Here is a 13921-nt window from a genome sequence, read left to right on the forward strand (position 1 = left end):
TTGTTAGACGGGGAAAGCATTGCGCGACAGCCAGGCCAGGTACGTCTGCACATCCTTCGGCCAGTGCCCGATCTTGCCGGCGAAGGCCGCCGCATCTTCAGCGAACAATGCCCGCGAGGCGTCTTCAAACCCAGGCAGGTCGCCGCCGATGGCACTCATGAAACGATAGCTGGCTTCCTTGGCCAGACGCGCCTGATCACGGCCAGCGCTGGCATTTCGCGCTTCATCCACCAACCGGCGCAAGGCCGCCGAGGCGCCGCCAGGTTGTTGGCCCAGCCATTCCCAGTGGCGCGGCAGCAGCGTGACTTCCCGCGCGACCACACCCAGCTTCGGGCGGCCCACCGTTGGGGTCGCGGGAAGCTCTTCGTCGATTGCTGTGTCTGCGGGTTGCTCGGGCACATAACCGCCAGGCCATGGGTAATCGACTTGGGCGCCGGTGGCGTCATCAAAGACCAGGAAGGTGCCGGCTGTCAGGTTCAGCCCTGCCAGGGTTTCGGCCACCGCCGAATAGGCGCCGGCCGCCACGCGCTGGTGACGGAAGAAGGCAGTGCACAGCGGTGTGTGTTGCGTAGGCATGGCTTATTACCCGGATGTTATTTGTTTTACCCGGATCATATTAGCCCTAATTGGTCAGCATGCAAGGCTATTGTCGCGAAACGTCCAAGTGTTCACCCCGCACCGTTACTCGCATCCCTTGCACAGCAGGATCGCGCAGCAAGCACTCCGCGATCGCCGGCTCCAGCTCCACCCGTACACGGCGGCCCAGCGCACGCGCGCCAAACCGTGCGTCGTGCTGGCGACACAACCATGCCCGCGCCGACGCATCCATGCTTAATGAGCGCTGGTGCGCCGCCAGACGCTGGTTGAGCTTCTCCAGCTCCACGTCCAGCAGCGCATCAAGCCAGCGCTTGTCGAGGGGTTCGAACATCAGGATACGATCGATGCGGTTGAGAAACTCTGGCTCGAAATGCCCGTGCAGGGCCTCTTCCAACACCGCCGCTTCGCCCCGCACAAACACCCGCAGCAGCCGCCGCCAGCCCTGAGCGAAGCGTTGGCGATGACGACGCGCCTGGTGCGCGCCGATGTTGCTGGTCATGAAAATCAGGCTGTTACGAAAATCCAGGGTGCGCGTGCCGCCCGCCAGGGTCAGTTGGCCGTTTTCAAGAATGCCCAGCAGGCTGCGCACCACCTCCTGGCTGGCTTTTTCCAGTTCATCGAACAACACGATGCCAGGGCGGCTGTAGCTGCCCTGGATCAATTCGCTGTTGAACAGGCTGATGCCTTCCTTGCTGCCCACGTACCCCGGCGGCGCGCCGGTCAGCGCGGCGGCGTAATGCTCCTGGGCCAGGGTGTGCATGTCGATGCGGCAAAACCCGTCGGCCCGGCCATGCAGCGCCTGGGCCAGCAGGCGCACGATTTCGGTTTTGCCCACGCCGGTCGGGCCCATGAACAGGTTGACGCTCAATGGCCGATCGCGCTCGCCGATATCGGCCTTGACCACCTTGAGCAGCCGCTCCACCTGCGCCAGCGCCGCCTCCTGGCCAACGATGCGACTGCGCAACAGCGCCATCACCTGCGCCGGTTCAAAGGTAAACCGCATGCCCTACTCCACCCCTTTTTCTTTGCCGCCATGGGGCAGTTGCCCCACCGGGCACTCGGCGACACCCACGGTGCTGCGGGTGATTTTTTCGACATTCTCCTGAGCCTTTTGCGCGTCCAGCACCCAGGTGCGGTAGAACTCGAACGGGCAGTCCGCCACGCCCTTGTCGCCATCGCCCGAGGCATGCATGCCGGTGTAGCCACGGTGCAGCAACTTGAACAGGTGGTTCTGCGACTGGTCGTTGGCCCGCGCATCGCGAATCTGCGACACCGACAGTTGCGCGTACTGGATGCCCATCTCTTCCTCGCCGCACTCACCCAGGGTGCGCCCGTCAAAGCCGATGATCGCCGAGTGGCCGAAGTACGAATACACCCCATCGAACCCCGCCGCGTTGGCCACTGCCACATAGCAGTTATTCGCCCAGGCCATGCTCTTGGACATCTGCACCTGCTGCTCCTTGGCCGGGTACATATAACCCTGACAGCGCACGATCAACTCGGCGCCCTTCATCGCGCAGTCGCGCCAGATCTCCGGGTAATTGCCGTCGTCGCAGATAATCAGGCTGATCTTCATGCCCTTGGGCCCATCGCACACATAGGTGCGGTAACCCGGATACCAACCCTCGATGGGGCACCAGGGGATGCACTTGCGGTAGCGCTGCACGATTTCGCCGAGGTTATTGATCAACACCAGCGTGTTGTACGGCGCCTTGTGCGGGTGCTCCTCGTGGCGCTCGCCGGTCAGGGAAAATACGCCCCAGGTGTTTGCCTGGCGGCACGCTGCCGAGAAGATCGCGGTCTCATCGCCGGGGATGCTCGCGGCCGTGGCCATCATCTCGTCGTGGTCGTACATGATGCCCATGGTGCTGTATTCGGGGAACACCACCAGGTCCATGCCGGGCAGGCCCTGCTTCATGCCGAGGATAATCCCGGCGATTTTCTTCGCGTTGTCGATGACCTCGGCCTTGGAATGCAGGCGCGGCATCTTGTAGTTCACCACCGCGACACCGACGGTGTCCGGGCTGCTGGAAATGTCGCCATGACGCATAACATCACTCCTGGTCTAGTGACTGATCATCCACGGCCGTGGCCCGGTCCTGGTCTTGAGGCCCAAGGGGTTGGCCTTGCTCGGCTCGACTTTTTTGCGGGTGCCGCAGCAGCTGCAACCGGCCGGATGTTTGCGGCTTTGCTGGTATTCGCCGACGGTTTGCGGCGCATGGGCGCTGCGCTCGTTGCCGGCGATAGCCTTGCGCTGGTTGGCCGACAGCGTTTGCAGTGCCGGGGCCGAGACCCTGAGCGGGCCGCCCGGCCCTTCGCAGTACGGGCACTGGCTGGGCTCGTTGCGCTGGGCGATGGGCCGCAACATCGTGAACGTGCCGCAGGTGTCACAGGCATATTCGTAGGTCGGCATGGCTACAGGTCCGGGGCAATGGGCAGGTCGACGCTGCCGTCGAGGAACTGGGTGGGGCCGTTGGCATTGGGGTTGATGTCGAACTCGAAGATTTCCGTCGGCAGCCACAAGGTCGCGCAGGCATTCGGAATATCCACCACGCCGCTGATATGCCCCTGCACCGGCGCCGAGCCGAGCAAGGCATAGCCCTGGGCCGGCGAGTAGCCGAATTTGGTCAGGTAGTTGATCGCATTCAGGCAGGCCTGGCGGTAGGCGACGTTGACGTCCAGGTAGTGCTGCTGGCCCTGTTCGTCCACCGAGATGCCTTCGAAGATCAGGTAATTCTTGTAGTTCGGTGTGATCGGGCTGGGCTTGAACACCGGGTTCTTGATCCCGTATTTGGCCATGCCGCCCTTGATCAGCTCGACCTTCATGTGCACCCAGCCGGCCATTTCGATGGCGCCGCAAAAGGTGATTTCGCCGTCGCCCTGACTGAAGTGCAGGTCACCCACCGACAACCCGGCGCCGTTGACATAGACCGGGAAGAAAATCTTCGAACCGCGCGACAGGTCCTTGATATCGCAGTTACCGCCATGCTCACGCGGCGGCACCGTGCGCGCGCCGGTCGCAGCCGCATCGTCACGGGCCTGGCCCTTGAGCTTGCCCATGTGCGCGGTGGCGGCCAGTGGCGCATTGGCCAGCGGTGGCACGCGGGTCGGGTTGGTGTCGATCAGTTCCTGCTCGCGGCGGTTCCAGTCGGCGAGCATCACCGGGTCGGGCAGGCAGCCGATCAGGCCGGGGTGGATCAGGCCGGCAAAGTTAACCCCCGGAATGTGCCTTGAACGGGTGAACATGCCTTTGAAATCCCAGATGGCTTTTTGTGCGCTGGGGAAATGATCGGTGAGAAAGCCGCCGCCGTTCTGCCGTGAGAAGAAGCCGTTGAAGCCCCACTGCGAATCCGCCTTGGCGCCGATATCGAGCAAGTCCACCACCAACAAATCACCCGGCTCGGCGCCGTGCACACCCACCGGGCCTGACAGGTAATGCACGGTGGACAGGTCCACGTCGCGCACGTCACTGGCGTCATCGTTGTTCTTGATCGCGCCGGCGGTCCAGTCGTAGGTTTCCAGAATGAAGTCATCGCCGGGCTTCACCCAGCACGCCATCGGGATATCCGGGTGCCAGCGGTTATGGATATTTTCGTTTTCAGTGACGGGCTGGTTGAGGTCGACTTTGATCAGCGTTTCGGTCATGGACTGGCTCCTGGGCGGATGGTCTGGTGCGTGGAATCCAGTCTCGGGGAGCCAGGGAAAACCGGAAATACGTTGGATGACGTATGCAGGGAAGGATGGAACGCAATCAAAAATGTGGGAGCTGGCTTGCCTGCGATAGCGGTTGTCCAGCCAACATTTCTGTGACTGATAGACCGTCATCGCAGGCAAGCCCGCTCCCACATTAGAACTGTGTTGTTTTAGACAGACAGGTAGCGGCTGATGGTCGCTTCATCCACGCGGTCGCGGGTCTCTTCGATCACGAAGCGGCCCTTCTCGATCACCAGAAAGCGGTCGGCAATCTCCAGGGTAAACGACAGCACTTGCTCGGACACCACGATGGTCAAATCGCGCAGGTTGCGAATCTCTTTGAGCGTGCGTGCAATGTCCTTGATGATCGACGGCTGGATGCCCTCCGTCGGCTCGTCGAGCAACAACACCTTGGGGTTGGTCGCCAGCGCCCGGGCAATCGCCAACTGCTGTTGCTGCCCGCCGGACAGGTTGCCGCCCTTGCGCGACTGCATGTCATGCAGCACCGGAAACAGCGCATACAAATCCTCCGGCACCTTGCCGCGGGCCGACGCCGGCAACCCGGTCTGGATATTTTCCAGCACCGTCATGCTCGGGAAAATCATGCGGCCCTGGGGCACATAGGCAATCCCGCGCGCCACCCGCTCATGGGTTTCCAGCGCCGACACATCGTGCCCGTCCACACTGACCTGGCCTTGCCACTGCGGCAGAATGCCCATCAGGCTCTTGAACAGCGTGGTCTTGCCCATGCCATTGCGGCCCATCACCGCGACGATCTCGCGCTTGGCCACGTTCAGTTGCAGATCGTGGAGGATCTGGCTCTGCCCGTAACCACAGGACAACTGGTCGATCTTGAACATGCCGGATTCCTCAGTGGCCCAAATACACTTCAATGACTTTCGGGTTGCTTTGCACCGACTCCATGCTGCCCTCGGCCAGCACCTTGCCCTGGTGCAGCACCGTGACTTTATGCGCGATGCTTTTGACGAACTCCATGTCGTGCTCGATCACCAGCACAGAGCGGCCCTGGCTGATGCGGTTGAGCAATTCGGCGGTTTGCGCGCGCTCGTTGACGCTCATGCCCGCCACCGGTTCATCCAGCATCAGCAACTCCGGGTCCTGCATCAGCAGCATGCCGATTTCCAGCCACTGCTTTTGCCCGTGGGACAGCAGGTCGGCCTGTTGCTGCAATAAGTCCCCGAGAAAAATCTCTCTAGCCACCTCCTCGACCCGCGCAATCACCTGAGCGCTGCGCTTGAAAAACAGCGCGCCCCACACCTTGCGCCCGGCGGGATAAGACATCTCGAGGTTTTCAAACACCGTGAGGTTTTCGTAGATCGACGGGTTCTGGAACTTGCGCCCCACGCCGGCGCGCACGATGTTGTACTCGCGCATCCTGGTCAGTTCCTGGCCGTCGAACTGGATGCTGCCGCTGGTAGCGCGGGTTTTGCCGCAGATCAGGTCGAGCACCGTGGTCTTGCCGGCGCCATTGGGGCCGATGACCACGCGCACTTCATTGCGGTCGATGTACAGGTTGAGGTTGTCGACCGCCTTGAAGCCGTCGAACGACACGGTGAGGCCTTCAATGGCCAACACCGGTTTTTTCATTTCAAAGCCGACGGCGGTCATGGCTGGGTCTCCAGGATGTTGCTTTTAGCCTTGGGTTTAACCGCCGGACTCACCGGGGGCGCCGCCACGGGTTTGCGCCGCAGCAGTTTGGCCAATGCCTGGCGACCGTGGCTGTCCCACAACCCGGCCAGGCCATTGGGGAAATACATGACCACGGCAATAAACAGCCCGCCCATCAGGTACAGCCATAATTCAGGAAAGGACTCGGAAAAGTAGGTCTTGCCGTAGTTCACCAGCAGCGCGCCATACACCGCGCCGAGCAGTGACATGCGCCCGCCCACCGCGGCGAAAATCACCATCTCGATTGACGGCACGATGCCCACGAACGACGGCGACATAAAGCCCACCTGCAAGGCAAACATCGCCCCGCCAATCGCCGAAAACGCGGCGGCCACGCAGAACACAAAGATCTTGAAACTGGCCACGTCGTAGCCGGAAAACCGCACGCGCTCTTCCTTGTCGCGCATCGCCATCAGCAGCCGGCCCAGCTTGGACGCGAGGATAAAACGGCCGATAAAGATGCAGCCGAACAGCAAGCCGGCGTTGATGAAGTACAGGATCATTTTCGCGCTGTCGGTGCGCAGGTCCCAGCCCAGCAGGGTCTTGAGGTCGGTGATGCCGTTGACGCCACCGGTCAGCCCTTGCTGGCCGACGATCAGCACGGTAAGGATCAGCGCAATCGCCTGGGTCACGATGGAGAAATACACATCGCCCACGCGCCGCTTGAACAGCGCCATACCGATAATAAACGCCAGCAGCACCGGCACCGCAATCACCGCTACCAGCGTGAAGCTAAAACTGTGAAACGGCTGCCACAGCCACGGCAGTTCGGTGATCTGGTTCCAGTCCATGAAGTCCGGGATGCCCGGTGTGGATTGGATCTTGGTGCTCTCGGGGTCGGAGGCTTCCAGCTTGAGGAACATCGCCATGCAGTAACCGCCGACGCCGAAGAACACCCCCTGCCCCAGGCTGAGAATGCCGCCATAGCCCCAGCACAGCACCAGGCCCACGGCGACGAACGCGTAGGTCAGGTATTTGCCGACCATGTTCAGGCGGAACGCGTCCAAAGTCAGCGGAAATACCACCAGTACCAGCAACGCCAACAACACGATACCGATCAGGTTTTGCTGGCCGCCCAGCAGCTTGTCTAAAGCCTTCATCTGCTCGCCTCTACTTGCGCACTTTGATGGAGAACAACCCTTGCGGGCGCAGCATCAGGATCAGAATGACCGAGGACAACGTGAGTACCTTGGCCATCGAGCCACTGAGGAAAAACTCCGACAGCGATTGGGTCTGGGCGATCACGAACGCCGAGGCGATGGTGCCGAACAGGCTCTGCGCGCCGCCGAATACCACCACCAGGAAGGTATCGACGATGTACTGCGAACCCGCCGTCGGCCCGGTGGAGCCAATGGTGGTAAACGCCGCGCCCGCGACACCGGCCACGCCGCAGCCGAGGGCGAAGGTCATGCGGTCGACCTTGCGCGTATTGATGCCCACCGCGCGGCTCATCAGGCGGTTCTGCACCGTGGCGCGCACCTGCAGGCCCCAGCGCGAGCGGTACAGCATCAGGAAGATCGCGGCGGTCAGCAGCAGGGTCAGGCCCATCATGAACAGGCCGTTGCGCGGGATCTCGATGGCATCGGTGAAGTTCACCGAGCCCATCAGCCAGGCCGGCGGTTCGGCGCTGACTTCACGCGCGCCGAACACCGAGCGAAAGGTTTGCTGCATCACCAGGGACAACCCCCAAGTGGCAAGCAAGGTGTCCAGCGGACGCTTGTACAAACGGCTGATCATCGCCCACTCCACCAGCCAGCCGATGGCGCCGGCAACGAGGAATGACAGGGCAATGGCAACGAAGAAGTAATAGGGTTGGAAGCATGGCGCAAAATGCGCGGTAAGGCTGGAACACACATAGGTGGTGTAGGCGCCGATGGTCAGGAACTCGCCGTGGGCCATGTTGATCACGCCCATCTGGCCAAAAATGATCGCCAGCCCCAATGCCATCAGCAACAGCACGCAGAACACGGACAAACCGTTGAACCCCTGCATCGCCGCGATGGCTCCAAATTCCGATAGCCATTCCATGATGATGGTCTCCTACAGAGAGATGAAATGCAGGCTTCTGCCATTTTGCTTTATGCGCGAGGGGCTTGCCCCCGATGAGGGTGGGTCAGCTTATAAAGCGGTAACTGACCCACGGCTATCGGGGGCAAGCCCCCTCCCACAGTTTGAAACTCCGTGTGCCTGGGGGTTATTGGTAACCCTTGGGAAACGGGTTCGGCTCGATCAGATCCGACTCGTAGATCACCTTGAACTGCCCGTTGGGCTGCACTTCGCCGATACGCGACTTGCTCCACAGGTGATGGTTCTCGTGGATCTTCACGTAGCCTTCCGGCGCGTTTTTCAGCTCGATGCCAGGGCTTGCCGCCACGACTTTATCCACGTCGAAACTGCCGGCTTTCTCCACCGCCGCTTTCCACAACCAAGGGCCGAGGTACGCCGCCTGGGTCACGTCGCCGATCACCGCGTCCTTGCCGTACGTGGCCTTGAAGGCTTCGACGAAGGCTTTGTTGTTCGGGTTGTCCAGGCTCTGGAAGTACTTCATCGAGGCGTAGAAGCCGGCCATGTTTTCGCCGCCGATGCCGAGCAACTCGTCTTCGGTGACCGACAGGGTCAGCAGGGTTTGTTTGGACGAATTCACACCCGCCGCATTGAGTTGCTTGTAGAACGCCACGTTGGAGCCGCCGACCACGGCCGCAAACACCACGTCCGGCTTCTTCAGCTTGACCTTGTTGATCAGCGAGCCGAACTGAGTGTTGCCCAGCGGGTAGTAGTCTTCGCCGACCACGGTGCCGTGCAGCACGTTCTCAATGTGCTTGCGCGCGATCTTCATCGAGGTGCGTGGCCAGATGTAGTCCGAGCCGACCAGGTAGAAGGTCTTGGCGCCCTTGGTCTTGGCGATCCAGTCAAGGCTGGCGAGGATTTGCTGGGTAGCCTCCTGGCCGGTGTAGATGACGTTTTTCGACTGTTCCAGGCCTTCATAGAAGGTCGGGTAGTAGAGCAAGCCGTTTTCTTTCTCGAAGATCGGCAGCACGGCTTTGCGTGAAGCCGACGTCCAGCAGCCGAACACGGCGGCGACCTTGTCGTTGACCAGCAGCTTCTTGGCTTTTTCGGCAAAGGTCGGCCAGTCGGAGGCGCCGTCTTCCTGGATCACTTTGATCTGGCGTCCAAGGATCCCGCCCGAAGCGTTGATCTGTTCGATGGCCAGGCGCTCAGCCTGGATCGAGCCGGTCTCGGAAATCGCCATGGTGCCGGTGGCCGAGTGCAACTGGCCGACGGTGACTTCGGTAGGGGTCACGGCCAGGCCTTCGTTATCGGCCAGCGCGCCCTGGCTGAACAGAGCGGCCGCCAGTAAGGACAAGGCCAACAGCGGTGTGGAGCGGATCAATCGTGGTGCCATGGGGCGACTCCTCTGCAATGAGGGGTTCAGCATGGCGGCAGCCGGCCATCGCGGGTATACGCAGCCTGACGTAACCCTGTACGTCATTTGACGTATGCCGTTGCGCACTGTTTCAGGGCAAGTTGTGGCGAGCGGGCTTGCCCCGCGTTGGGCTGCGAAGCAGCCCTGTTAAGAACAGCGCATTTTTCCAGGTAAATAGTGTTGTCTGGTTTCAGGGCTGCTACGCAGCCCAACGCGGGGCAAGCCCGCTCGCCACTGCAAACCCGCTCCCGCATTTGGACCTGCGGCACCTGTCAGGGCATGGAAGTTGCTCATTCAATCTCGCCCTTCTGCGGAGTCCTCAACCGTGCACCCCACCTCCGGCACCCAGCGCATCGTCAAGATCCGCCGCGACTACAACACCTGGGTCGCCGACGAGACCATGGAAGACTACGCCCTGCGCTACACTCCCAAATCCTTTCGCAAATGGTCGGAACTGCGCATCGCCAACACCGCCCTGGGCGCCGTGTCCTTTCTGGCGCTGGAAGCCATCGGCGGCGTGCTCGCCTTGAGCTACGGTTTCACCAACACGTTCTGGGCGATCCTGGCGATCAGCCTGGTGATTTTCCTCACCGGCCTGCCCATCAGTTATTACGCCGCCCGTTATGGCGTGGACATGGACCTGCTGACCCGCGGCGCCGGCTTTGGCTACATCGGCTCGACCATCACCTCGTTGATTTATGCCAGCTTCACGTTCCTGTTCTTCGCGCTGGAAGCGGCAATCATGGCCCTGGCCCTGGAGCTGTATTTCCACATTCCGCTGGCCATCGCCTATGTGATCTGCTCATTGCTGGTGATTCCGCTGGTGGCCTACGGCGTGACCCTGATCAGCCGCCTGCAATTGTGGACGCAACCGCTCTGGCTGCTGTTGCTGGTGCTGCCCTACGGCTTTGTCTGGTGGAAAAACCCCGACGTCTTCAGCGACTGGACCAGCTTTGTCGGACGCAGTGGCGACGGCGGCGGGTTTAATTTGCTGTCGTTCTGCGCCGCCTGCACCGTGGCGCTGTCGCTGGTCACGCAGATCGGCGAACAGGTCGACTACCTGCGCTTCCTGCCGGAAAAGACCGCCGCCAACCGCAAACGCTGGTGGGCCGCCCTGCTCTGCGCGGGGCCAGGCTGGATCATCCCCGGCGCACTGAAGATGTTCGCCGGGGCGTTTCTGGCGTTTCTCGCCCTGCAACATGAAATCCCCATCGAGCGCGCCGCCGAGCCCACGCAGATGTACCTCGTTGCATTCCGCTATGTGTTCAGCTCGCCGGAATGGGCGCTCGGCGCGATGGTGCTGTTCGTGTTCATCTCACAGATGAAAATCAACCTGACCAACGCCTACGCCGGCTCCCTGGCCTGGTCGAACTTCTTTGCCCGCGTGACCCACAGCCACCCCGGCCGCGTGGTGTGGCTGGTGTTCAACGTGGCCATCGCGCTGATGTTGATGGAGCTGGGCGTATTTGATGTGATCGACCAGGTGCTGGGGCTCTACGCGAATATCGCGATTGCCTGGATCGGCACGCTGGTGGCCGACCTGGTGATCAACAAGCCGCTGGGTCTGTCGCCCAGACACATCGAGTTCAAGCGCGCGCACCTTTACGACATCAACCCGGTGGGCGTCGGCTCGATGCTGATTGCCTCGTTGCTGTCGATCCTCGCCCACTTCGGCCTGTTCGGTGCCCTGGCCCAGGCCGCGCCGCCCTTCGTCGCGCTGAGCACGGCGCTGATCATGGCGCCACTGTTGGCCTGGCTGACCCAAGGCAAGTACTACATCGCGCGTACCAGTGACGTGACGCTGATTCACCCGGTGGCCCCCGCCACCCACGCGGTGTGCGGGCTGTGCAGCAACCCGTTCGAAACCGCCGACATGGCGTTTTGTCCGGCCTACAGCACGCCCATCTGTTCGCTGTGCTGCTCGCTGGACGCGCGTTGCGGTGATCGGTGCAAACCTCATGCGCGCCTGGTCACGCAGTTCGAAGGCGTATTGCGCTGGCTGCTGCCCACCACCCTGATGCCGCGCCTGCATACGCGGCTGGCGCACTACCTGGGGTTGTTGCTGGTGCTGGTGCTGCTGCTCGCAGGCGCGCTGGCGTTGATTTACGTGCAGGCCGCCCAAGGGTTGCCGCATTCCGAGACCTTGTATCAGGCGTTCTTCAAGGCTTTCCTGACCCTGTCAGTGCTGGCCGCCGTGCTCGCGTGGTGGGTGGTACTGACCCGCGAAAGCCGCCGCGTCGCCCAGGAAGAATCCGACCGCCAGACCCTGCTTTTAATGCAGGAAATCGACGCCCACAGCCTCACCGACCAAGCCCTGCAACAGGCCAAAGAGGCCTCCGAAGCCGCGAACGCCGCCAAAAGCCGTTACGTCACCGGGCTCTCTCACGAGCTGCGCACGCCGCTGAACAGCATCCTTGGTTTTACCCAGATCCTGCAGCGCGACAACGCCATGCCCGAGCAGCATCAGGACGCGCTGGCGACTATCCTGCGCAGCGGCTCGCACCTGCTGTCGCTGATCGATGGCCTGCTCGACGTGGCTAAGATCGAGGCCGGCAAACTGCGCCTGGAACTCACGGAAATCCCCTTCCCCGAGTTGATCCACGACCTGGAACAGATGTTCACCCCACAAGCCCAGGACAAGGGCCTGCGCTTTCGCCTGGACTGCGTGGGCAAGATCCCGGCCGTGGTGCGTGGCGATGAAAAGCGCGTGCGCCAAATCCTGATCAACCTGCTCGGCAACGCGGTGAATTTCACCGACAGCGGCGAGGTGCGCCTGCGGGTCAGCTACATGCGCGAAACCGCCAATTTTGAAATCATCGACACCGGCATCGGCATTGACCCTGGGCAAATCGAGCGGATATTCCAGCCGTTCGAGCGCGGCGATCTGATGCGCCAGGACAAGGGCGTGGGCCTGGGGCTGACCATCACGCGCATGCTCACCTCGCTGATGGGCGGCGAATTGCGCGTCACCAGTGAGCTGGACAAGGGCACGTGTTTCCAGGTGCGGCTGTTCCTCTCCCAAGTGCGCGCGCCGCAGGCGGTGGTGCACGTGGAGCACGACATCATCGGTTATCACGGTGTGCGCCGACGCATCCTGGTGGTGGACGACCATGTGGACCATCGCAAGGTGCTCAGTGGCATGCTCACACCGCTGGGGTTTGAGGTGATCCAGGCCAGCAATGGCCAGGACGCGATCCGCCAGGTGGCGCTGCTGGCGCCGGACCTGATCCTGATGGACCTGTCGATGCCGACCCTGGATGGCTGGGAAACCAGCCGCCTGATCCGCCGCAATGCGCTGTCCAGCGCGCCGATCATCGTGATCTCGGCCAACGCCTTTACCGACGACCGTGAACGCAGCATCGCCGCCGCCTGCAACGACTACCTGGCCAAACCGGTGCGCACCCCGGAACTGCTCGGCCGCCTGCAACAGCACCTGGATCTGCAGTGGCTGCGGCGCACCCGAACGTCCACACCGCCTGCACCGCCCAGCGTATTGCCCAGCCCTGAAGACCTCGCCGCCCTCGCCGAACTCAGCGCCATCGGCTACGTGCGCGGCTTGCATGAAAAACTCGACACCATCCTGGAACACCACCCGGACGCCGCGCCTTTTATCACCAAAGTGCGCGGGCTGCTCAAGGGTTTCCGCCTGGATGAACTCAACCGAACCTTAAAGGAGGCCGAAGATGAATGCGCTCACCCGCAGCACTGAACCTGGCGTGGTGCTGATCGTCGATGACACCCCGGACAACCTCGCCATGCTGTCCGACGCCCTTGATGACGCGGGCTACATGGTGCTGGTGGCGCTGGACGGCCTCAGCGCGTTGAACCGCGTGCAACGCCGGCGCCCGGACCTGATTCTGCTGGACGCAATGATGCCGGGCCTGGACGGTTTCGAAACCTGTCGCCGACTCAAGGCGCAACCGGCCAGCGCAGACATCCCGGTAGTGTTCATGACCGGGCTGACCGACAGCAAGCACGTGGTGCAAGGCTTTGAGGTGGGTGGCAGTGATTACGTGACCAAGCCGATCCAGACGGATGAGGTGTTGGCGCGGGTGGCAGCGCATTTACGCACCTCACGAATCCTGCTCTCGGCGCGTGCCGCGACGCAGCCGAGCGTGCTGACCCTGGAGGACGCCCCGGCGCAACGACTGTTATCCGCGCGGTTTCAACTGACCGAGCGTGAGGTGGAAGTGCTGCGTTGGGTGGCGTGTGGGAAAACCAACCGGGACATCGGCGACATTCTGGGGCTGAGCCCCAGGACGGTGAACAAGCATCTGGAGCATGTGTATGTGAAGCTCGGCGTGGAGACTCGAACAGCCGCCACCTCAGTTGCACTGGCCGCGATCTGAATGTGTGTGGTGCTTGTGTGGGTCTCAATACATCAAGTAGAGGCTGTACAGATCTGCATTGCCCTGAAACCTCGGGCTGTACTCGGTCAATGTGGGAGCTGGCTTGCCCGCGAAGGCATCAACTGGTTATGCCTGACACACCGAGGTGCCTGCATCGCAGGCAAGCCAG

The 13921-nt window shown here is 61.9% G+C and carries 12 protein-coding genes; 2 read left to right on the forward strand and 10 right to left on the reverse strand.

The features are described 5' to 3' along the window. Positions 1-3: 3 nt before the first annotated feature. The 10 genes from FPT15_RS26240 to urtA form a co-directional block, all read right to left on the reverse strand. Complete coding sequence (locus tag FPT15_RS26240; protein WP_145165732.1) at positions 4-576, reverse strand: DUF2239 family protein; 573 nt, start codon at positions 574-576, stop codon at positions 4-6. Between the two features lie 67 nt (positions 577-643). Beyond that, positions 644-1600 (reverse strand): AAA family ATPase, encoded by a 957-nt coding sequence (locus FPT15_RS26245; RefSeq protein WP_145165733.1) that lies wholly within the window; start codon positions 1598-1600, stop codon positions 644-646. A 3-nt stretch (positions 1601-1603) separates the two neighbouring features. Then, positions 1604-2647 (reverse strand): aliphatic amidase, encoded by a 1044-nt coding sequence (locus FPT15_RS26250; protein WP_145165734.1) that lies wholly within the window; start codon positions 2645-2647, stop codon positions 1604-1606. Positions 2648-2662: 15 nt separating this feature from the next. Next, on the reverse strand, positions 2663-3010 hold the full coding sequence (locus tag FPT15_RS26255) for an FmdB family zinc ribbon protein (RefSeq protein WP_145165735.1): 348 nt from the start codon (positions 3008-3010) through the stop codon (positions 2663-2665). A gap of 2 nt (positions 3011-3012) precedes the next feature. Beyond that, positions 3013-4242 (reverse strand): formamidase, encoded by a 1230-nt coding sequence (fmdA, locus tag FPT15_RS26260; RefSeq protein WP_145165736.1) that lies wholly within the window; start codon positions 4240-4242, stop codon positions 3013-3015. A gap of 218 nt (positions 4243-4460) precedes the next feature. Then, positions 4461-5150, reverse strand: coding sequence for an urea ABC transporter ATP-binding subunit UrtE (gene urtE, locus FPT15_RS26265; protein WP_145165737.1), 690 nt, complete (start codon positions 5148-5150; stop codon positions 4461-4463). A gap of 10 nt (positions 5151-5160) precedes the next feature. Next, positions 5161-5919 carry an urea ABC transporter ATP-binding protein UrtD gene (gene urtD, locus FPT15_RS26270; RefSeq protein WP_145165738.1) on the reverse strand — a complete coding sequence of 253 codons (759 nt, stop codon included), beginning with the start codon at positions 5917-5919 and terminating at the stop codon, positions 5161-5163. After that, a complete protein-coding gene (urtC, locus tag FPT15_RS26275) occupies positions 5916-7079 on the reverse strand; it encodes an urea ABC transporter permease subunit UrtC (RefSeq protein WP_145165739.1) in 1164 nt (387 codons plus the stop codon). Before urtC ends, urtD begins: the two co-directional genes overlap by 4 nt. Before the next feature lie 10 nt (positions 7080-7089). Beyond that, positions 7090-8007, reverse strand: coding sequence for an urea ABC transporter permease subunit UrtB (gene urtB, locus FPT15_RS26280; RefSeq protein WP_178119751.1), 918 nt, complete (start codon positions 8005-8007; stop codon positions 7090-7092). 166 nt (positions 8008-8173) lie between these two features. Next, positions 8174-9382 (reverse strand): urea ABC transporter substrate-binding protein, encoded by a 1209-nt coding sequence (urtA, locus tag FPT15_RS26285; protein WP_145165740.1) that lies wholly within the window; start codon positions 9380-9382, stop codon positions 8174-8176. A gap of 346 nt (positions 9383-9728) precedes the next feature. On the opposite strand from urtA, the gene FPT15_RS26290 reads away from it, so the two are divergent. Together FPT15_RS26290 and FPT15_RS26295 are read left to right on the forward strand one after the other, a co-directional pair. Next, complete coding sequence (locus FPT15_RS26290) at positions 9729-13112, forward strand: ATP-binding protein (protein ID WP_145165741.1); 3384 nt, start codon at positions 9729-9731, stop codon at positions 13110-13112. Next, positions 13087-13752, forward strand: coding sequence for a response regulator (locus FPT15_RS26295; protein WP_053256610.1), 666 nt, complete (start codon positions 13087-13089; stop codon positions 13750-13752). The genes FPT15_RS26290 and FPT15_RS26295 overlap by 26 nt, the downstream gene beginning before the upstream one ends. The last annotated feature ends 169 nt before the right edge of the window (positions 13753-13921 follow it).

Origin of the sequence: Pseudomonas sp. RGB, assembly GCF_007713445.1 — a bacterium.
GTDB lineage: Bacteria > Pseudomonadota > Gammaproteobacteria > Pseudomonadales > Pseudomonadaceae > Aquipseudomonas.